At 42.1% G+C, this 19,839-nt stretch carries 19 protein-coding genes, 1 pseudogene and 1 riboswitch; of the genes and pseudogenes, 4 read left to right on the top strand and 16 right to left on the bottom strand.

Annotation, left to right across the window (positions count from 1 at the left end; translation table 11 throughout):
• The first annotated feature begins 15 nt into the window (after positions 1-15).
• Positions 16-1,047, top strand: coding sequence for a dual-specificity RNA methyltransferase RlmN (rlmN, locus tag AC4PGZ_RS02910; RefSeq protein WP_492159544.1), 1,032 nt, complete (start codon positions 16-18; stop codon positions 1,045-1,047).
• On the opposite strand, the gene frlD is transcribed toward rlmN, so the two are convergent.
• From frlD to AC4PGZ_RS02875, 7 genes are all read right to left on the bottom strand, one after another.
• Positions 1,032-1,829, bottom strand: coding sequence for a fructoselysine 6-kinase (gene frlD, locus AC4PGZ_RS02905; protein WP_492159543.1), 798 nt, complete (start codon positions 1,827-1,829; stop codon positions 1,032-1,034). The two genes, rlmN and frlD, sit on opposite strands and share 16 nt — an antisense overlap.
• An 11-nt stretch (positions 1,830-1,840) precedes the next feature.
• A complete protein-coding gene (frlC, locus tag AC4PGZ_RS02900) occupies positions 1,841-2,659 on the bottom strand; it encodes a fructoselysine 3-epimerase (RefSeq protein WP_492159542.1) in 819 nt (272 codons plus the stop codon).
• An 86-nt stretch (positions 2,660-2,745) separates the two neighbouring features.
• Complete coding sequence (locus AC4PGZ_RS02895) at positions 2,746-3,741, bottom strand: SIS domain-containing protein (protein ID WP_492159541.1); 996 nt, start codon at positions 3,739-3,741, stop codon at positions 2,746-2,748.
• 30 nt (positions 3,742-3,771) lie between these two features.
• Entirely contained in the window at positions 3,772-4,836 is a 1,065-nt protein-coding gene (locus AC4PGZ_RS02890) for an ABC transporter substrate-binding protein (protein ID WP_492159540.1), read from the bottom strand.
• A complete protein-coding gene (locus tag AC4PGZ_RS02885; protein WP_492159539.1) occupies positions 4,833-5,660 on the bottom strand; it encodes an ABC transporter permease in 828 nt (275 codons plus the stop codon). The genes AC4PGZ_RS02890 and AC4PGZ_RS02885 overlap by 4 nt, the downstream gene beginning before the upstream one ends.
• Positions 5,661-6,530, bottom strand: a complete 870-nt coding sequence (locus AC4PGZ_RS02880; protein ID WP_492159538.1) for an ABC transporter permease — start codon at positions 6,528-6,530, stop codon at positions 5,661-5,663.
• A 13-nt stretch (positions 6,531-6,543) separates the two neighbouring features.
• Positions 6,544-7,614, bottom strand: coding sequence for an ABC transporter ATP-binding protein (locus AC4PGZ_RS02875; RefSeq protein ID WP_492159537.1), 1,071 nt, complete (start codon positions 7,612-7,614; stop codon positions 6,544-6,546).
• Between the two features lie 265 nt (positions 7,615-7,879).
• On the opposite strand from AC4PGZ_RS02875, the gene AC4PGZ_RS02870 reads away from it, so the two are divergent.
• Positions 7,880-8,590 carry a GntR family transcriptional regulator gene (locus tag AC4PGZ_RS02870; protein ID WP_492159536.1) on the top strand — a complete coding sequence of 237 codons (711 nt, stop codon included), beginning with the start codon at positions 7,880-7,882 and terminating at the stop codon, positions 8,588-8,590.
• A gap of 26 nt (positions 8,591-8,616) precedes the next feature.
• Positions 8,617-9,348 (top strand): GntR family transcriptional regulator, encoded by a 732-nt coding sequence (locus tag AC4PGZ_RS02865; RefSeq protein WP_492159535.1) that lies wholly within the window; start codon positions 8,617-8,619, stop codon positions 9,346-9,348.
• Between the two features lie 65 nt (positions 9,349-9,413).
• On the opposite strand, the gene AC4PGZ_RS02860 is transcribed toward AC4PGZ_RS02865, so the two are convergent.
• Both AC4PGZ_RS02860 and AC4PGZ_RS02855 read right to left on the bottom strand, forming a co-directional pair.
• Entirely contained in the window at positions 9,414-9,548 is a 135-nt protein-coding gene (locus tag AC4PGZ_RS02860; protein WP_492159534.1) for a hypothetical protein, read from the bottom strand.
• A 21-nt stretch (positions 9,549-9,569) separates the two neighbouring features.
• Positions 9,570-9,655, bottom strand: a riboswitch (cyclic di-GMP riboswitch).
• Between the two features lie 39 nt (positions 9,656-9,694).
• A complete protein-coding gene (locus AC4PGZ_RS02855) occupies positions 9,695-10,726 on the bottom strand; it encodes a M42 family metallopeptidase (protein ID WP_492159533.1) in 1,032 nt (343 codons plus the stop codon).
• A 183-nt stretch (positions 10,727-10,909) separates the two neighbouring features.
• Between AC4PGZ_RS02855 and AC4PGZ_RS02850 the strand changes: the two genes are divergently transcribed.
• The gene (locus tag AC4PGZ_RS02850) at positions 10,910-13,144 is read left to right on the top strand and encodes a GNAT family N-acetyltransferase (protein ID WP_492159532.1); all 2,235 of its coding nucleotides are present in this window, start codon (positions 10,910-10,912) and stop codon (positions 13,142-13,144) included.
• A 200-nt stretch (positions 13,145-13,344) separates the two neighbouring features.
• Here AC4PGZ_RS02850 and AC4PGZ_RS02845 read toward each other — a convergent pair whose 3' ends face one another.
• The 7 genes and pseudogenes from AC4PGZ_RS02845 to aroE all read right to left on the bottom strand — a co-directional run bounded on the left by AC4PGZ_RS02845 (position 13,345) and on the right by aroE (position 19,825).
• Positions 13,345-15,081, bottom strand: coding sequence for an IS1182 family transposase (locus AC4PGZ_RS02845; RefSeq protein ID WP_492159531.1), 1,737 nt, complete (start codon positions 15,079-15,081; stop codon positions 13,345-13,347).
• A 146-nt stretch (positions 15,082-15,227) separates the two neighbouring features.
• Positions 15,228-16,415 carry an anaerobic nitric oxide reductase flavorubredoxin gene (locus tag AC4PGZ_RS02840; protein ID WP_492159530.1) on the bottom strand — a complete coding sequence of 396 codons (1,188 nt, stop codon included), beginning with the start codon at positions 16,413-16,415 and terminating at the stop codon, positions 15,228-15,230.
• Positions 16,416-16,484: 69 nt separating this feature from the next.
• Positions 16,485-16,613 (bottom strand): annotated as a pseudogene (locus AC4PGZ_RS02835) (TipAS antibiotic-recognition domain-containing protein); the annotation flags it as partial.
• Entirely contained in the window at positions 16,595-16,915 is a 321-nt protein-coding gene (locus AC4PGZ_RS02830; RefSeq protein WP_492159529.1) for a hypothetical protein, read from the bottom strand. The pseudogene AC4PGZ_RS02835 and the gene AC4PGZ_RS02830, both read right to left, overlap by 19 nt.
• Before the next feature lie 141 nt (positions 16,916-17,056).
• A complete protein-coding gene (locus tag AC4PGZ_RS02825) occupies positions 17,057-18,430 on the bottom strand; it encodes an aminotransferase-like domain-containing protein (RefSeq protein ID WP_492159528.1) in 1,374 nt (457 codons plus the stop codon).
• Positions 18,431-18,503: 73 nt separating this feature from the next.
• Complete coding sequence (locus AC4PGZ_RS02820) at positions 18,504-19,001, bottom strand: shikimate kinase (RefSeq protein ID WP_492159527.1); 498 nt, start codon at positions 18,999-19,001, stop codon at positions 18,504-18,506.
• An 8-nt stretch (positions 19,002-19,009) separates the two neighbouring features.
• A complete protein-coding gene (gene aroE / locus AC4PGZ_RS02815) occupies positions 19,010-19,825 on the bottom strand; it encodes a shikimate dehydrogenase (protein WP_492159526.1) in 816 nt (271 codons plus the stop codon).
• Positions 19,826-19,839 lie beyond the last annotated feature (14 nt).

Genomic DNA, 19,839 nt, shown 5'->3' with positions numbered 1-19,839 from the left:
TGCAAGGAGGATAATATGAATATTTACGGATTAACATTTTCAGCACTGGAAAAACACATTACGATGAGGGGACAAAAGTCTTCAAAGGCCCCCTCAGCAGCCAGATTCATCTACGCAGATCCCGAATGTGGAACTGCTCACATGCCCGAGGCTGGACAGAGAACAAAAAAAATCCTCATGGAGGATTTCAACATGTCCCTTCTGGACACAGTAAAAATAATTAAATCTGATGATTCGGCAAAATTTCTTTTCAGCCTTCATGATTCGAATATAATAGAAGCCGTCCTTATGTATCAGAAGCACGGAAACACACTCTGTATTTCGTCACAGGTTGGATGCAGCATGGGATGCAGCTTCTGCCAGAGCGGAAGGCAGAAAAAGATAAGGAATCTTGAGACCTGGGAGATGACTGCGCAGGTCATGGCTGTACAAAACGAGCTTTCATTAAAAATATCAAACGTGGTCCTGATGGGCATGGGAGAGCCTCTTGACAATTATGTGAATGTAATGGATTTCATAAGCATACTTCGCAATCCATACATGCTTGCAATCGGCAAAAACCACATATCTGTGTCGACATGCGGCATTGCCCCGAAAATATATGAATATGCCGCTAATCCTGACTGCTGCCTTCTGGCTGTGAGCCTTCATGCGCCTTTTGACGGCCTCAGAAACGAACTTATGCCCATAAACAGAATCTATGCTATAGACGAGCTCATGAAATCTATTGATGCATATACTTCAAAAGTCAATAAAAAAGTCATGATCGAGTATGTTATGCTAAGCGGAGTAAATGATACTCCCGAATGTGCGCTTGAGCTCGCAAAACTCATGAAAGGCAGGAAATGCCATGTAAATCTTATTCCATACAACGAGACCCAGAATCATGATTTTTCAAAAAGCTCCGATGAAAGGATAATGGCTTTTTACGACATTCTCAAGAAAAAATGCATCCCGGTAACCATGAGAAGGGTGTTCGGCTCTTCATCAAATGCAGCCTGCGGACAGCTAAGGGCTGATTTTGCATCTTCTTACCAGGCTCCATGATAGCCTATGGTCTCGCTGCTGCTTTTTGCGCCCATCTCCATGCACTGCCTTATGGAGAGGCCACTGAGCAGCCCCATGAGGAAACCTGCAATATAGCTGTCACCTGCGCCCATGGTATCTACTACTTCACATTCTATGATCCCAAATTCCGTAAATTCAATTCCATCATATGCCAGGCTTCCCTTTTCTCCTCTTGTAACTATTACTATCTGGGGGCCTGCAGATTTAACTGATTTCATGAAATCGTGAAGCTCCTGCTCACTGCCTGCATCATATGAGAAAAACGCGTAGTCGACAAAAGGAAGCGCCTTCTTTGTTATCTCGTGTTCCGGCTTGTCCGCAAAGTCAAAGGCCACAGGGACATTTCTTTCCTTAATCCTGTGAAGATCTGATTCTATCATTCCCCATATTCCGCTCACGACCAGGTCATGGCCGGCGAGAAAATCAATGTCCTCCTCATCCAGCCTGAAGTCCGCCATCACGCCTTCTTCATAGTCCCCAAGTATCCTGTCGCCGTCTTCATGCTCAACATGAGTGACTGCGGTGCTTCCCTCAAGGATCTTTATGTGCGAGGTATCTACTCCCTTTTCCAATATTGCCTTTATAATCCTCTCCCCATATTCATCAGTCCCTACTGCTCCCGTATATGAAGAGTCTCCGCCCAGACGTTTCACGTAGACGGCCACGTTTACCGGATTGCCCCCCGGATAAGCCTCGCCTGTGCTTTTATATACGTCCATGCAGTTATCTCCTACTGCCGCTATCCTTATCTTTCTTTCCATATATTCCTCGCTTATCTGTAAATATCTCTGAAACTGTCAATCGCTCTTCTTGCATAAAGTGAAGGCTCATTTATGTATGCCGTTACCAGCTCTATAGTAGCACTTCCCTGATACCCATAGTCTTCTATCTCCATCAGCAGCTCTCTTAGCGGAATATTTCCTTCACCTGGAAGAAAATGCGTATCGCTTTTTCCGTCACTGTCCACTATATGGAGATGTTTCAGGCTCTTGCCCAGTTTTTTGAAGCAGCTCATTATGCTCTCATGCTGTACATATGGCGGAACTATGTCGCACATAGCTCCCAGCCACGGAGAATCTATGTAGCTGATTATATCACACAGATCATCTGATGATGTACATACATTTGATTCAAATGGCGTGAGCGCCTCAATGAGAAGCATATGTTCTCTTTCCTGCGCATGGTCTGCAAGCTCTCTTATGCTTCTGGTCAGCCTTTCCCACTTCTGGCTTCGTGTCGCATCGTATCCTGCATGCCCGGCCGATATTATCGTAAAATCCGCTCCGATTTCGCTTCCCATGTCTATCGCCGTCCTGAGATAGTCTATGGAGTCTCTCCACTGATGCTCGTCTCCTGCCATGTAGTTGTATGGATAAGCGTTGTGCTCAGGAGTATATGCCTTTACAGGGATCTCATATTTATCAATCAGCCTGCGCAGCTCTTCCTTCCCTCCTCTTTTGAGGTCATATGGGTAGGCATGAGGCCTGGCTCCCCAGAGCTCTATGTAATCATATCCAAATCTTTTTGCATCCCTGAAGATATCTTCGATGTCATTTCTCTGATATCCCGATGTGAACATTCCTATTTTCATTTTTTCCTCCTTCAATTGTAAAGACAGACTGCTTCGTAATCTGAAGCAGCCTGCCTCCTGAAACAGGTTAATCCGAATCAGCTGTGTTAATAATCCAGCTGTCTGTAATATCTTCTTATCTCCATTGGATGGCAGTTCAGCCTCTCTATATGGACATCCACTCTGTTGGTTATTACTCTCATCAGAAGATGCGAAAGATGGCCTCTGAACTTCTCGCTTATTCCCTTGAGCTCATAATCCTTTGTATCGATTATGTTATAGTTTGCGCATATCCTTGGCAGGAATCTGGCAACTCTCTCGCTGAGGGCCCTCTGAGAATCTTCGCCTACGAACACTGTAACCGCAGTGTCTCTGTCTATTATTTCAAACATCCCGTGGAAGAATTCTGCGCTGTGTATTGATTTAGTCCTTATCCAGTGCTGCTCTTCCCAGTAGCACATTGCATAGGAGTATGTCGCTCCATACTGATTTCCTGCCCCGACAAAGTAATGTATGCTGTCATTCATGTGCTTTTCGGCTATTCTCTGTCCCAGCTCGTCAGCGGACTTTTCCACCTCGACAAGCGCTGCGGCAAGATGCTGCTCGAGCTCTGAGTAAAGCTCATTATACTCATCAAATTCTCCTGCATTGTACATGAACCTGTCAGCTGTCATGAAGAACTTGAGCTGCTCATTGAGCGGGAATGAAATCAGATGATCCACCATCTTCGCGAGCTTTGTATCAGCTACGTCCACGAATCCGATGACCACTGCTCCATCTTCCTGAGCCTTTCTTACCCCGTCAACCATCTCAGAAGTGCTTCCTGTAACAGAAGAAATTATTACTACCGTTCCTTCTCCTACCTTTCTGTTTCCTGTAACGAGGTACTCTGCTGCATTTTCTACATAAAAGTTTATGCCTGATCTTTCCTTCATATGGATCTCTGCCTGAAGACATGAAGCATAAGTGCCTCCTATGCCCAGCCAGCAGATGTTCCTGTAGCCTTTTTTGCAGATATCATCTACGATCGATTCAATCTGTCCTCTCAGCGCCAATGCTCCATTTACGCTGTCGAGCTGTTTCTGTTCGTCAAATTTTAACATTATTTCCGTCTCCTCAAGCTATAGTCTGAATTATTCGCCTACCTTCAGCTTCTGATAGTAATCATTGTATATTGTGATCGCCTCTCCGACATCTTCCTGGAAGAATACGTTCTGCTTGTAGTCGAAGTCTCTTGCAGGGTCATTTTTATAAGTGTCTGAAGCTGCTTCCACTGCTGCATCATTTGGACATGAATATGGGTATTCAACAAGGTTTGCTGCCATGACCTCAGGGTCACAGATGTAGTTCAGGAACTTTTCTGCAAGGTCTACATGCTTTGCTCCCTTTGGCACTACATAAAGGTCAAATCCAAGCTGTACAGGATCATTTTCAAAATCAGCTATTACAAGATTGTTCTTTTCTCCAAGCTCAGCCATTGCCCATGAAGCATTTCCATCGTAAGTGAAGGCTACTGAAGCCGTTCCGTTTGTAAGGTTCTGCTCTGCGTTTCCGTATGCCACAACGTTCTCATTGTATTTTACAAGCCATTCGTAAGCCTCTGCTATTTCGCTTTCCTCAGTAGAGTTTGGATCATATCCAAGTGCAACAAGCGCTATAGGGAAGAGATTTCTCGCTCCGTCTATCGAAGCTATCTGCCCCTTGAGAGCTGGGTTTATAAGGTCATTGTAGCTCTTGATTTCTACCGGGCATGTGTCCTTGTTATATACTACGTATATATAGTTCATAAGGTAAGGCACGCAGTATTCTTTGGCTGTCCAGTATGACTCATTGATGTTTGATGCATTTGGAACATTGTCAAAATTTATCTTTTCAACATAGTCTCCTGCCACAAGCGATTCCATGTATGCATCGCATGTCATGATAAGGTCATATTCCTGGCCTCCACCTGCAGTAAGCTTTGTGATGGCATCTGCATTGTCGCTCATATAAGAAAGATTGACCTTGCAGTTGTTCTCTTCCTCAAATTTTGCGATAAGATCATCAGATATGTACTGCTGCCACATGTAAATGTTAAGCTCTGTGCTCGCCGCCGCCTCAGTCGTCTCCTCTGATGCTCCGCTGTCTGATCCTCCGCAGCCTGTGAGAAGTGCCATGGACATCGCCATGGTAAGTAATAATGAAATCAGTTTCTTCATATTTCTGCCTCCTTTTTATTGCGCTTGTTTAACGCATGCTTGATTGAATTATTCAGGATCATTGCCGCTACAATGATTAGAATCATGATTGTTGTGAGTGCGTTTACGTCGGGAGTCACCCCTGTCTTGTTCATGGAAAGTATCAGCACCGGAAGGGTCGAGTTCTTGGCTCCGGCGAGCATATTGCTCATTACTACGTCATCTATGGATAGCGTGAATGACAGGAATGCCGCACTCATGACTCCTGGCATTATGCTTGGAAGAGTTACTCTCAGGAAGGTCTGTATCCTGTTTGCGCCAAGATCCATGGACGCCTCTTCCATACTGTATCCGTCTCCGCTTATACGCCCCTTTATGGTCACGACTGCATAAGGTATGCAGAACGTGCAGTGACCAATAAGTATAGTGCCCATACCAAGAGCGATGCCTATCTTCATGAATATTATAAGAAGCGCTACCGCCATTACTATCTCGGGAACAATTATAGGAATATAGAGCATGTTGTTTACGAACTTTCTTCCTCTGAACTCATATTTCCTCAATCCTAGCGCTCCTATGGTTCCTATGGTAACGGATATCACCGTCGCCAGCACCGCTATTATGACAGAGTACCAGAGGCTGCCGATTACAGCCGAGTTGCTGAACAGCTTTGAATACCACTGCGTCGTGAAGCCGTTCCAGTAATAATTGTATCTCTGATCATTAAATGAGAATATCATCATTACCAGCACCGGTATATAAAGCACCGAGTATATGAGGATGGAGTAGAGCGCTCCAATTATGTCTTCTCTTCTCTGTCTTTTCTGCTTCTTTGAAAGGCTCATCTATACTACCTCCATATCTTCTATTTTTGCAAATCTGGTATATATGAAGATAAGAAGTCCCGTGATTACAATAAGAAGCACTGAAAGCGCTGCCCCCAGAGGCCAGTTTCTTATCGCGCCGAACTGATTCTTGATTATGTTACCTATGTAGAGTACTTTTCCTCCTCCAAGCATGTCAGTTACGGTATAGATTCCAAGCGAAGGTATGAATACCAGTATTATCGAAGAAAATATCCCCGGGAATGTCAGCGGCAGAGTTATATTGAAGAAGGTTTCCCTCCTTGATGCCCCAAGGTCCGCCGATGCCTCAAGAAGAGACTTGCTGAGCTTTTCTATGGAGCTGTACATAGGCAGCACCGCAAACGGCAGCATGTTGGTTATCATACCAAGCATTACGAGTCCGTCCGTATATACGAATCCCACTGGAGCATCTACTATTCCCGTACTCTGAAGAAGACTGTTTACAGGACCGCTCGTCTGAAACAGGAGCAGCCAGCTGTTGAGCCTCATCAGGGAGTTCGTCCAGAACGGTATCATTATGAGCATTATCAGCTTTGACGCCTTCTCTTTGGGCTGTTTTGCTATGTAGTATGCGAATGGATACCCTGCCAGCAGACAGAGCACAGTAGTTATAAACGCTGCTCTTATTGATTTTACTATTACCTTGAAATATACGCTGTCCAGAAGCGTCTTGTAGCTGTCAGTCGAAAACTCATAGACCACGTCCCCAAACACTCCTCTGGACATGAAGCTTATGTATATTATAAAGAGCATCGGAAGCGCTACGAAAAGTATCATCCACAGCGACACCGGACCGGCCATGGCAATCGCAGGAAGCGTATTTTTCTTAAAATTGTTTTTTCGATTCATTTCATCCTCCAGACTATTTCACAGCTTTTATTGCAACAGCTCTTTCAGGATTCCAGTAAACACTTAGCGTGTCTCCTTCTCTGAAATCATCATCCTTTTCAAATCTTGAGTACTTTATCTCTGTTCCGTCCTTGAGATCGACTGAGGTTTTTACGACAGTTCCCATATATATGAAATCTTTGACGGTTCCCCTGAGATCAAATCCCTCTGCATTATCCCTGCTCACCTTTATGTACTCCGGCCTTATTGAAACATGGATAGCTTCCCCTTTTTCAAAACCTTCCCCTTTTACTCTTACAGTTCCGGCATGCGTCTCGACCTCGATAATCCCATTGGCAGATCCAGTAACCTTTCCATCGAATATATTGGACTCTCCTATGAATCCTGCAACGAATTTAGTCAGCGGCCTGTCATATATTTCCATAGGCGATGCCAGCTGTTCAATTATACCCTCATTCATTACCGCTATCCTGTCGCTCATAGTGAGCGCTTCCTCCTGGTCATGAGTAACATATACGAACGTTATCCCAAGCTTTTTCTGAAGGCGCTTGAGCTCAACCTGCATCTGCTTTCTGAGCTTTAAATCCAGCGCTCCGAGAGGTTCGTCAAGCAGCAGCACCTTTGGATCGTTTATGAGAGCCCTTGCTATAGCCACCCTCTGCTTCTGTCCGCCGGAAAGCGCATCCGGCTTTCTGCCTTCATAGCCTCTCAGCTGCACGAGGTCCAGCATGGCGTTTACTCTTAGTGATATCTCTTCTTTTGGCCTTTTCTTTATCTTCAGGCCGTATGCGATATTGTCAAATACGGTCATGTGGGGAAACAGTGCATAATTCTGAAATACCGTATTTACATCTCTCTCGAAAGGCTCCTTATCCTCAACCCTCTCGCCCTGAACTTTTATGATCCCTGAAGTAGCTTCTTCAAATCCTGCTATCATCCTTAATGTAGTGGTTTTTCCACAGCCAGATGGTCCCAGCAGAGTAAGAAATTCGCCTTCCTTTATCTCCATGTTCATCTTCTTTACTACCTTATTATTTCCAAAACTCTTTTCAACATCAATTAATGATACAATCGATTCAGACATTTTTTCACCTCTTTGATAAACGACTCAGATTTCCTACCCGAGGTCCTAATTCTGAGCATCAGTATTTTCTCAACCACTTTTCATAATTAATATACCAGTATAATCCCAAGAATGCAATATTTAATTTTCAATTTTTAGAATATTATTACAACTTGGACAACTTTCAACCTTTCGGGAACATTTCAGTCCCGTTGACTCGATTTAAAAATGAGTTTATAATCAATTTATATAAAATTCCAAAATTTCAAAAACGCGAGGTCTGAAGATGCGAAAAAATCTACTTACGCTTGATATCACAATTGCAAAAGAAATCGAACACCTGCTGTCCAGCGAGGGGTATATTCCAGGCGACAAGCTGCCTTCAGAACGGGCTTTTTCAGAGCTTTTCAGCGTAAACAGGCAGACCGTCCGAAGCGCACTCGGCATACTTGTACAGGAGCGGATAATAAGATCCGAGGAAAGAAAGGGGTATTTTGTTGAGAAACCCAGAATAATCAAATACACAAATCCATTCAGCCACGACTATTACGAAGATGTTTCCAGCCTGGAATACAAGCTTCATTCATTTGAAATCATCCACTGCGATCCAAGGCTATCAGAGAAAATGCTCCTCCCCCGAGGAAGCGAAATATTCCGGATCACAAAATTAGTTATGGAAAATACCATACCAGTTGAAATTGAAATTTCCCATATTCCATGCGATGCCGTCACGAAGCTTTCAAAAGATGAACTGATGTTGCACTCCACCTCTAAAGTCCTGAAGAAATATCTCAAGCATGACATAGAAAACTCAAACCAGAAAATAACGCTGGTATATACCAATGAAACCGAATCTCAGCTGCTTGATACTGATCTCGGAACCCCTGTGATGAAACATAAGGGATTCGTTTATGACAATACAGGAAAGCTTGTCATATTCTTTGAGAATATAATGAGGATGGAGAGATTTGCATTCATAAGAAAATTATCAGAATAAGATCATATGCCTGAAAGTGAGGATTTATGAGTAAAGAAAAAATTACATCTGCTGATATAGAAGATATAATTATTGACCGTATCGAAAGACAGGAGTATCTCCCGGGGGAGATGATATCGAGCGAAAGAAACCTCTCACAGATTTATGGCGTGAGCAGACAGACTGTGAGAAATGCGATCGAAAGCCTTGTAAAGCGAAGATATCTCACCAGGATTCAGGGAAAGGGTACCTTTGTCAAGAAGGCTGAAAGCAACAAGGTTGCGCTCGGAGTCCTAAATGAATCTGAAAATGCCAGCTTTACATCGCTTGTGAGGAATTTCGGAATCGAGATATCAAACAAGCTGCTGTGCACAGGGACGATAGAGGGATCCCGGTATTTTTCACACAAGCTCGGCCTGAATCCGGATGAACCGATATACGGAATCCACCGTATCCGTTATGGAAACCGTGAGCCGCTTGCCATAGAGTACACCTATCTGCCGCTGAAATTCTTTCCAGACATCGCCGGATATAATTTTGAAAGAGTATCTCTTTATGACTACATGGCATCCAAGAATCACCTTCCCTGTAATTTCAGGGAAACCATGACCATGATGAGCGCAGACAGGAAAATGAGCTCTCATCTTCGACTCACCGATGAAAATATAGTCAATCATATCGAGATATTTGGCTACGACAGTTCTGGAAACCTGGTTGAGTATACCGAGAGCTATTCAAGACCTGACAGGCTTGAGGTGAGATTCGTGACTTCAAGATAATTTAACGCGCTAAAAAGCTGCCTCCGTGTTTTCACGGGGGCAGCTGCAATTTTACTCTGTTGAATTTATTTTCCTTTTGCCTTTGACTGTACTTTTGCGCTGGATGGCTTTGCTTTTTCAGCTTTTGGTTTTTCTGTCTTTGATTTTTCCGGCTTTACTTTTTCCGACTTTGCCTGTACTTTTGAATCCTTCTGAATCACGGATTTTCCTGCTTTAAGGCTTTCATTCTTTGCTGCCAGCTCCTTATAAGGAGTGAGGCCCTTTAGTTTTGCGTCCCATTCTTTCAAATGGTTTGCCTTTTCGGATGTACTATCATTTTAACACGTTAAGACATCTATTTCAATTCCTATTTCAGATATTCAATCAGAAGCTTCAGCGTATTTTCCACTCCATCCATATGGCTTCTTTCATATCCGTGAGATGCATATACTCCTGGTCCTATGAGTCCATGCCTGAAGTCAAAGCCAGCCTTGAGCGTAGCATCTACATCTGATGCATAAAACGGATATACGTCAGCAGCATATCCTATACCAGCTTTTTCTGCCGCTCCTATGAGGGCCTTTACTATATCGTAGTGATATGGGCCTCCGCTGTCCTTTACGCATATGGATACCTCGTGCTCAGTGCATTCAAGCCCTTCTCCTACACAGCCCATGTCGACTGACAGTATTTCCTTTACGTTTTCAGGAACCGATGCGCTCGCGCCGTGTCCTACCTCCTCAAATACAGTAAAGTGCTGGAACACAGTCCTTTCCGGCTCGATTTTCTCATCCTTGAGGTACTTAGCATATCCAAGAAGTATTGCCGCGCTCAGCTTGTCATCGAGAAAACGGCTCTTTATATATCCGCTTTCAGTGATTCTTGTAGCTGGCGAGAAGCATACATAGTCTCCGTTGCTTATACCCAGCTTCCTGGTCTCTTCCTTCGAAGAAGTTTTTTCATCGATCACTATCTCGACAGTGTCAAAACTGCGCTTTATGTTGCTGTATTCTCCATTTACATGAGTGGAGGCATTGATCAGCTGGCACGTGCCTTCGTAAATCTGTCCTGATTTTGTATGTATCCTGCATATCTCAGTCTCGACATTATTGGCGTTTAGACCTCCAACGGCAGCTAATCTGAGTCTTCCATTTGATTTTATCTCTGCCACCATAGCTCCGAGCGTATCCACGTGGGCATCCAGCATCACAGCGTCATCTCTCTTCTTTCCAGGTATCTCAGCCATAACTCCGCCTTTTACGGTTTTGTATGATTCGTAACCTATATCTGCGAATTCTTTCATAAGATAATTTGTTACTTCCTCAGTAAATCCTGATGGGCTGTCTATGGACAGCAGCTGTGTTGCCTGCTTAACTATGTAATCTACGTACTTTTTCATATCGATCTCCCTTCGACTTTGTTTATTGTGACAATATTATATTAACCTTATATTCAAAATTGTGCAAGCTTTCAAAAAAAATAATATTCTTGTGTCATTTTTCATTGCGCAATCACCGCATTTGTATTAACATAAAACTAAAAGCGATAACTATACATAACAACCTGAAAAGGAGACCATAGAATGGATATAGCAGCCGGAATGATCATAAGCTTTTCAGCACTGATTTACTCTGTGAGCAACAGCATATTCGTAGGGATTCCCCTCATACTCAGCTTTCTCATTTTTTCTGTCATATCACTGAAGAGAGGGTTTTCTGCCAGGGACATACTTTCCATGTCATACGAAGGAAGCAGGAAGGCCTTTGTAGTGCTAAGGATATTCATACTGATAGGGGCCATTACTTCTGTCTGGATGGCTTCGGGAACCGTGCCTGCCATAGTTTATTATGGGATAAATATCATGAATCCGGACTATTTCATAATGTATGCATTCCTCATAACAGCTGCCACATCTTTTCTGCTTGGCACCTCGCTCGGGACTGTAGGTACCGTGGGAATTGCTCTGATAGTAATGGCCAAGGGCGGAAATGTCGATGTGAATCTTGCGGCAGGAGCGATAATATCCGGATCCTATTTCGGAGACAGATGCTCTCCGATGTCTTCAAGCGCCAGCCTGGTTGCAAGCCTTACAGATACCGAGCTGTTCACGAACATAAGGAACATGTTCGAAAGCTCTGTGCTGCCGTTCATAATAACCGTAGCGCTTTACGGAATATTTTCACTGCGTCAGCCTCTTGTCTATGAGCAGACAGGGATTTTCTCTGACATCAATTCAACCTTTGATATATCATGGCCTGTACTGATTCCTGCACTCATAATACTTGTCTTCTCACTTATGCGGATAAATGTCCGGATTTCCATGAGCCTGAGCATCCTTTCTGCAGCTGTCATAAGTATTGTCATGCAGGATCAGTCGCCTCTGGATGTACTAAGGCAGCTGATTTTCGGATTTTATCTTGAACCCGAAAACCCGCTTCATGGAATTATAAAAGGCGGAGGAATAATATCAATGTGGAAGGCCTCGGTCGCCGTAGTCATATCGTGCGCTATCGCCGGCATATTCGAGGGCACACAGATGCTGATGAGCGTTGAGAGCCTTCTGAAAAAAGCGACCTCGCGCGCCGAGGTGTTTTTTTATACCATCATAGTGAGCATAGTTACTGCTGCTTTTGGCTGCAGCCAGTCCATATCTACAGTCCTGACGAGCCAGCTCATGAAAAAGACATATGAGAACCGCAGCATCCACAAATACGATTTTGCGCTCAACCTTGAAAATACAGGTATAGTCCTCTCTGCGCTGATTCCATGGAATACGGCCGCATTTCTTCCAACCACGACGATGGACGTAAGCTACTCCGGGTTCATACCCTACGCTTTCTATCTGTACCTTCTGCCCCTCATTACTCTTGTTATAATGAAAATCAGGGAGCTGAGGAAAGGTTCAGAATCAAGAGTGATATCTTATTCAGATATGGATGAAGATGAAAAAGCACAGGCTGTCAGCTATATGAGGATCAACGATAAGCTTGAGGATGATTACATAAGGAAGTGTATAGAAGGCAAGATATATGACCGAGGAAGAGGCATGTTTTTCGCATTTAATGACCGGGAAGTTACCTGCAAGGGGTTTCTGGTCATGGAGACCATAGAGACTCTGGGCTGCGCATATATACACAAAGTATCTGCTATCCAGTCTTACTTTGAAGACTGCGAAAAATCCTGCAGAAGTTGCATTGAAAATGGGATTCTGGAAACTGTAGACAGGCTGAAGGCCTTTGCAGAGGAAAATGGCGCTGCAGATATAAGGCTGGGATTTTCAGATAATCCTTCTCAGCTCAGGCTCATGGAGCTTTTTAAAGGCAGGAACCGATACGACAGGGCTTACAGGAGCTTTATCATGAAGCTTAATCATGACAGAATATCTCCGGAGACCGATACTCTTGAGCTGAGGGATATACAAGAGCTAAGCATGAAGGAATATGCACAGCTTTATAATGACAGTTTTGAGGTAGCACCTCACAGAAGCTTCATGGGAGAAGATGAGGCGCTGGAGGCTTTTTCTGGAAGAGATGACACAGAACACTTTATCGTATGGGACGGCGCTGTGAAGACAGGTTTTCTGGATTTCTATGAAGACAGAGAGAATGGCAAAGGAAAGTTTGATCTTGGAATAGTCCGGGATAAGAGAGGCCTTGGATATGGCCGCAGGATCCTTGAAACGGCAATACAGCATCTTGCAGAAAAAAATCTGGAGGTCGAGCTTATCGTGCTCGAACCCAATACAGTAGCTTATGAGATGTACAAAAAGAGAGGATTTGAGATCAGGAGCATCATGAGTCACTGGATCAGGCTTTAAATCTGAATTTAAAAGGGGCTGTCGGAGAATGAAGTTTTTTGACCCCCAAACTTTAATAATTAAGAATCCTAGATTATTCAACATCTACAAAAACGTAGAACACAGAATAATTTAGGATTTTTTTTGTTTAATTCAATATTTATTGTATGACAAAAAAAGCCACTTGATAATTTCTCATGACTTATAAAAATCCGATAGGATTAAGCTATTTTTGCTTCATAGGTCTTAATTATTTCTTTTGAGAAGCGATAATACTTATTTAAATTTCTGCCTATAGCATACAAAAAGAACTCTTTATGTACTTTTTCAGATGTCCGATGATTAAATCTTCTAAAATTATCATTTTCTTTGATGTCTCCAAAATGACCTTCGGTCTGAATGGAACGTATCTGACGATACAAGATACCTTTTTCACTTTGTACATTATTATTGGACTCTGTCTTTAAGGTTTCCCAAAGCAGATTTATCTTCATAACTTTGTTTTTGTGGATATCTTTTTCTTCGTTGTATTTATACAAACAGTGTGGCTTAAACTCGCATCCGCTGCAATCTTTGCAAGCGTAGACTTCGAAATTACTTCTGTAACCATTATGTTTTCTGTATTCGGAGCGTTCATATTGAAGTTTTCGTCCATCTTTGCATATGAACTGAACACCGTTTTCTGTAATTATTTTTTCCATATTATAAAACTTGCCGGGATCGTTCTTGTACGCCCTGGTTTTCATTTTTTCATGCATTTGAAGTTTTATGTATGAATCTATGTTATTGTTTTTAAGGTAAACTAAGTTAGCTTCACTGGAATAACCACTATCGGCCGTCACTTCCTGCGGAAAATTATTAAGATAAGCTTTATGTTTTTCAAGTACAGGAATAAGTGTATTGTAATCCGTTCGGTCATTGCTTATGTAAGTATGGATAATAAAGTAATTTTCAACTGCAATTTGAACGTTGTATGCTGGTTTTAACTGTCCATTTTGCATATGATCATCTTTCATACGCATAAAGGTTGCTTCTATATCTGTTTTTGAATAACTATTTCGATCAGTTCCCATAAGCTTGAAATGTTCTTTATATTTCAATAGTCTTGTTGAAGCTTCTTCAATTGCCTCATAGAGTTTTTGCAGCTCACTTTTTTTATTTCTCTTTCCATGAACAAAGAGAATTTTTTCTGCGTCAGCAATGCGACTTAAGTTTGCTTGAAGCTCAATTAATTTCAATGGACATATATTGCCGATTTCAATGATTGAGTTGTTTGAAATTTTTTCCAGATTTAATGATTTTCGCTTTCTATTTTTAGCAATAATATCCTTAACTTTATCAATTCCTTCCACAACAAACATGGTTTCTAAAGGTAAGTTATAGGTTTTGTGATAATTTTTAGATTCCAAAAACTGATTATATCTTAGGTACAGCTTATCAATATTATCCAGAAGACCTGCTAAATGATAATTTACAGTTCCTCTCCATACAAATGTATATCTATTTGCATTTGCTTCAATTTTAGTGCCGTCAATAAATAGGGTTTTTAAAGTAACGAGTCCCTTCTTTTCTAATATTCTTATGAATTGGTAATGAAGATCTTCAAGTATTTCCTTTGTTAATTTTTCATTTAAGAAAGCATAGAAAGTATCTCTTTGAGGCTTTTCGCCTTTTGTCAGCCAAATAAAGGCTATATCTCTTTCGCAAAGTTCTACAATGCGGTCAACAGCTCTAATTCCTCTCATATTTGCGTAAAGCAATACTGCAAATAACATAATAGGGTTATAGCCTTTTCTTCCCTTGTTTGAGTATCTAGCCAGCAAGCTAGAAAAATCGAAATCCTCCAATATATTTATTAGGGTATAGACTGGATCGTCAGCAGATAAACCTAAATTGTAAAAATTAAAATTAATAACCTGTTGTCCTTTTTCAAAAAATTGGTTATAATATTGTTTCATGAGTAGTTATATTTTATAATATAACGGAAAGAGATGGCAATATTATTTTGTCATCTTTTTTTTGTGTTTTTTTTTGCATTAAAAAAAGCGAGCTAGTCGCTTTTTTCTTTGGGGGCTATTTCCCGACAGCCCCTTTATTAATCATATTATGCCTTAGCAATGCTCTTTCCATATTCAAAGGCTGATTTTTTCATGTCCTCATCAGGGTTCCACATGTTTCTGAAGCCATCATCAATTATCTCAAATCCGGCCTTGCTCATCATTTCATTTATTACCTTTACAGACTCTCCGCTCCAGCCATAACAACCGAACGCGGCAGCTTTTTTGTTCTTGAACTTCATCTCCTTGACCATGTGGATAAATCCTGCCACTGAATGAAGTACACTGTTTCCAACAGTAGGAGAACCAATAAGCACGGTCTTTGACTTGAATATCTCTGTTATCAGGTCATTCTCGTCGCTTTTCGCGAGATTGAATACTTTTAACTGTACATCCTTGTCCTGCTCAAATATTCCCTCTGCTATTTTTTCAGCGATGGTCTTTGTTCCATTCCACATAGTGTCATATATTATGGTAATCTGATTTTCCTGATAGTCATTTGCCCACTGAACATATTTTTCAACTATCTGCATAGGATTGTCTCTCCAGATTATCCCGTGACTCGTAGCGATTATATCTATAGGAAGATTGAGCGCTATTATCTCATCGAGCTTCTTTCTGAGTATCGCGCTGAAAGGAGTTATTATATTTGCATAATATTTGATTGCCTCATTGAAAAGATCTCCCTGATCAACAAGATCATTGTAGAGTCTCTCGCTTGCAAGGTGCTGTCCGAATGCGTCATTGCTGAAAAGAATATTGTCACCAGTCATATACGTAGCCATGCTGTCTGGCCAGTGAAGCATGGACATTTCTACAAAGACAAGTTCTTTTCCATTTCCGATGTCAAGCTTGTCTCCGGTCTTTACCACATTGAGGTTCCAGTCCTGATGGTACTGACCCTTAAGTGACTTCACTGCGTTTGCTGTACAGTATATCGGTTTTTCCGGTATCCTTTTCATAAGCTCAACGAGAGCCCCGCTATGATCCACTTCGCCATGGTTTATGATTATATAGTCGATATCCTCAAGGTCTATTTCTGAAGCCAGGTTTTCAACAAATTCCTTGCCAAATGGCATCCATACCGTATCAATCAAAACGTTCTTTTCTTCTCTTATAAGATAAGAATTGTAGCTTGAACCATTATGTGTGGAGTAATCATCTCCGTGGAATTTCTGAAGCTCCCAGTCCACCTTTCCTACCCAGTATACATTGTTTTTAATAAGTTTCTTCATGATATTCTCAACCTTTCCAAATATAATTAGATAATAACTCAGATTAATACCTTTCAGAATATTATACTATTATTTCTCCTCCGTGTATATAAAAATAGCGTCTCTCAGAAATTTTGCCATGCCTGGCTGGTCCCTGTCATAGTACGCCGTAAAACGTTCATCATCGACATACATCTGCGCTACACCTGCATGAGCTTCTTTTGTATAATTCTTCCAGTAAAAGCTGAGCCACTGCCTGTGAAGATCTGCGCATCTCTGTTTGAGTCATCTACCGCCTGATCTCCGTATTTTCCTCTTATCTCATTTCCATATTTCTTCTCATTCTCATCAATAATCTTTTTCTTAAATCCTTCAAATTTCTCTCTGGCACTCATATCCAAATCCCCTTTCCTTGATGATATCGTCATGTCTACATTTTCTATAAGGCTGTCCAGCTGAGCGTACGCGTGCTTATTCCAGCCATCTTCGCCAGCTTCTGAACTGTATATTCCATATTCCACCTCCCGATAGCTAAATATTACACGTTTACGCTGCGTCAATGTCAAGGGTATTTTTGAAAAACATTTCGTTTATTTTCTTTTTGAAATATATAATACAAACACGCCATACAATGGCTAAATTGTATGGCGTCGCATATTGTTTCATTTCATTATGTCATGCAGGATTTTCAGGCCCTCTTCGAGCTCCTCAACAGATTCGGGCGCACATATTGCAACACGGACGGCTCTTTCCGCAGCGGTGTTACCCACCGCAAAACGTTCAGCGGCATAAACCTGAACGCCCTTGTCCAGAGCGGCTTGTTCAAAGTATGATCCTTTTATACTTCCCTTAAGGTGCAGCCATCGGAAGATACTGTTTTCATTACCTCTGTAGATATTCGACGGAAAGTATCTATTGAACAGTTCATTTCTCTCTTTCGTTTTATCTTTATGCTCTCTTATAATGATATCTATCTGCCCCGAAACAATCAGTCTCGCTGACAACTCCGCCATCAGTGGCGATACTGAAACATTAAGACTTGTGAGAGCAAGTGAAATTGAAGATTTAACAGAAAGCGGCACTGACGCATAGCCGATTCGGAGGCCTGGAGCCAGTGACTTCGAAAGGCTTGTTATATAAACAGACTGCTCCGGTATAAAAGAGGCAACCGGTGATATGGGCCTGTCATTCATAAGACTGTAGGTTGCATCTTCAATCAGCCATATCTTTTGTTCTTTTATAACCGATGCGATTATTTTTCTTTGCGTGAAGGACATCGTATTCGTAGTTGGATCCTGACAATCTGGAATAAGGTAGACTCCTTTGAGATCCTCTTTTTTACAATAATACATGAGAGCATCGGCGTCCATGGATCCTCCGCTCGGCCGTATTGGCACAAGCTGTATTCCAAGCATGTCTGCAGCAGTTTTTATTCCCGGGTATATATGATTGTCGACACCTATTTTGTCCCCGTGACTGAATATACCGGAAAGAACTGCCACCAGTGCATTTTGTCCTCCAGCTGCAAACAGGATCTTCTCTCTGCTGGTTTCATAACCACATTTTTTCATCAGCATTACTGCAGCTTCTTTTTGCCATTCGCTCTCGCCGAGTCGATTGCAGGAAAACCATTTTCCAGCGTCCTTCTCATTGAGCATGCATTTCAGCTGCTGTAAAATCATCTCATTTGCAGAATTTTCCGGAGCGATGGCTCCCATATCAATTATATTGTCAGCATCTGTAAGCAGGTGATCCCTTGTAAGGGCGTCATATGCTACCAAGGTTCCGCTTCCTGCAGTCGCACTTATCAGACCCTTGAGTTCACATAATTTAAATGCCTTTGACACAGTGCTCAAATTAAGATCAAGAAAATCCGCGAGCTCTCTCTGGGGCGGCAATTTTGTCCCCGGCATAAGGATCCCGTTTTTGATATCACTTTCCAGTTTTGCAGCCAGGCTGCGATACAGCGCTTTGTCACTTTTGTTTATTTCCGGCTTCCATGACATATAATAACCTTCAAAAGAATTCACAGACATAAGCCTCACCTCCATACCATACAATTATAGAATTGCATGGTAAATATGTCAAGATTTTCAGAATGCTTATTTTCTAAAGGCTCCTGATTATTTTTAAAACTGCTTCATCTTCGCTTTCATCATTTTGGATTTCCATGTCTGAATAATCCTCATAGAGCTGGTGGCGTTCTTCATAGAGGATGTATACCCGTTCCCTTCCTTCTGCCAGCAGAGGCCTGTTTTCAATTTCTATGTCTCCTGCTATAGCTTCTATCGGTCTGTTGATGTATATTATCACCGAATTCTTCCTCAGGATTTCTATATTCCTGTAGTCCTTTACGATGCCTCCACCTGTTGAAATCACCCTTGGAGCCTCAGCAGAGACTTCCTCGAGCGCGCGGGTCTCTATCTGCCTGAAGTGAGCTTCCCCCTTTTCGAATATCTGTGGGATGCTCATATTCCATTTTTCCTCGATGTAAAAATCCAGATCGCAAAATTCAAGCTTCAAAATCTCTGCAAGTTTTTTTCCTATCGAGCTTTTTCCGCATCCGGGCATGCCTATAAGCACTATATTTTTATCAATTCTTTCCATAATATCTCCTATATAAGCTCACTGGTGCTCATGAATATGCTTTCTGTGACATCGTCATTTATTCTGATGTTATTCCATATTTCCTGTGACTTCACTGCCTGTCCTACGAGCATATAAAGCCCATTAACTGCCTTTATTCCGCTTTCATCCGCGTATCTGAGAAACAGGGTTTCTTTTGGATTGTATATGAGATCCACTGCCGATTTGAACCTGCTTACTACTTCCTTTTCCACTGGCGATGCCTCTGTCCTTGGATACATTCCTGAGGGAGTGCAGTTTATTATTATGTCTCCTGCTTCAATCTGCCTGAGCTCTTCATAGGATATGATGCAGCTGTCCCCAAAGCCAGTTATCTGCCTCGAGGAATCTCTGCTTACTACTTTGATTTCTCTGGCTCCGCTGTCTGCAAGATACTGCCAGACTGCCTTTGCCGATCCGCCGCTTCCCAGTATGACCGCTGATCTGCCCTCGGTCTCTATCCCATTTCGCTTCAGGAGCATCCCAAATCCGTGATAATCCGTGTTGTAGCCTTTCATCTTTCCATCTTCAAAAAATATCGTGTTAACGGCTGATATCTTTGCCGCCTCAGGTGATATCTCATCAAGATATTCCATCACTGCAATCTTATATGGTATCGTGACATTTATTCCTCTTATTCCAAGAGCCCTGAATCCATACATCGCGTCCTTCAGGTCGCTCTTTTCCACTTCAAAGAGATTATAGCCAGCATCGATGCCCAGCTCTTCAAAAATCATCTTATGAATAGAAGGCGAAAGGCTGTGTCCAAGCTTTTCTCCAAGCAACCCATACATTGTTCTTCCCATATGTCTTCTCCTAG

The sequence above is a fragment of the Proteocatella sp. QWL-06 genome, from assembly GCF_058684135.1.
This window is presented reverse-complemented; position numbering and strand designations above follow the sequence as displayed.

Excerpts from the sequence above, each read along its gene's own strand:
- AC4PGZ_RS02895 (WP_492159541.1), bottom strand. The coding sequence starts at position 3,741 with ATGTTAAAATTTGACGAACAGAAACAGCTCGACAGCGTAAATGGAGCA.
- frlC (WP_492159542.1), bottom strand. The coding sequence starts at position 2,659 with ATGAAAATAGGAATGTTCACATCGGGATATCAGAGAAATGACATCGAA.
- aroE (WP_492159526.1), bottom strand. The coding sequence starts at position 19,825 with ATGGGAAGAACAATGTATGGGTTGCTTGGAGAAAAGCTTGGACACAGC.
- AC4PGZ_RS02820 (WP_492159527.1), bottom strand. The coding sequence starts at position 19,001 with ATGGAAAGAATTGATAAAAATATAGTGCTTATAGGCATGCCCGGATGC.
- AC4PGZ_RS02865 (WP_492159535.1), top strand. The coding sequence starts at position 8,617 with ATGAGTAAAGAAAAAATTACATCTGCTGATATAGAAGATATAATTATT.
- AC4PGZ_RS02855 (WP_492159533.1), bottom strand. The coding sequence starts at position 10,726 with ATGAAAAAGTACGTAGATTACATAGTTAAGCAGGCAACACAGCTGCTG.
- AC4PGZ_RS02880 (WP_492159538.1), bottom strand. The coding sequence starts at position 6,530 with ATGAATCGAAAAAACAATTTTAAGAAAAATACGCTTCCTGCGATTGCC.
- AC4PGZ_RS02825 (WP_492159528.1), bottom strand. The coding sequence starts at position 18,430 with ATGTCTGTGAATTCTTTTGAAGGTTATTATATGTCATGGAAGCCGGAA.
- AC4PGZ_RS02845 (WP_492159531.1), bottom strand. The coding sequence starts at position 15,081 with ATGAAACAATATTATAACCAATTTTTTGAAAAAGGACAACAGGTTATT.
- AC4PGZ_RS02850 (WP_492159532.1), top strand. The coding sequence starts at position 10,910 with ATGGATATAGCAGCCGGAATGATCATAAGCTTTTCAGCACTGATTTAC.
- frlD (WP_492159543.1), bottom strand. The coding sequence starts at position 1,829 with ATGGAAAGAAAGATAAGGATAGCGGCAGTAGGAGATAACTGCATGGAC.
- AC4PGZ_RS02885 (WP_492159539.1), bottom strand. The coding sequence starts at position 5,660 with ATGAGCCTTTCAAAGAAGCAGAAAAGACAGAGAAGAGAAGACATAATT.
- AC4PGZ_RS02890 (WP_492159540.1), bottom strand. The coding sequence starts at position 4,836 with ATGAAGAAACTGATTTCATTATTACTTACCATGGCGATGTCCATGGCA.
- AC4PGZ_RS02875 (WP_492159537.1), bottom strand. The coding sequence starts at position 7,614 with ATGTCTGAATCGATTGTATCATTAATTGATGTTGAAAAGAGTTTTGGA.
- rlmN (WP_492159544.1), top strand. The coding sequence starts at position 16 with ATGAATATTTACGGATTAACATTTTCAGCACTGGAAAAACACATTACG.
- AC4PGZ_RS02840 (WP_492159530.1), bottom strand. The coding sequence starts at position 16,415 with ATGAAGAAACTTATTAAAAACAATGTATACTGGGTAGGAAAGGTGGAC.
- AC4PGZ_RS02870 (WP_492159536.1), top strand. The coding sequence starts at position 7,880 with ATGCGAAAAAATCTACTTACGCTTGATATCACAATTGCAAAAGAAATC.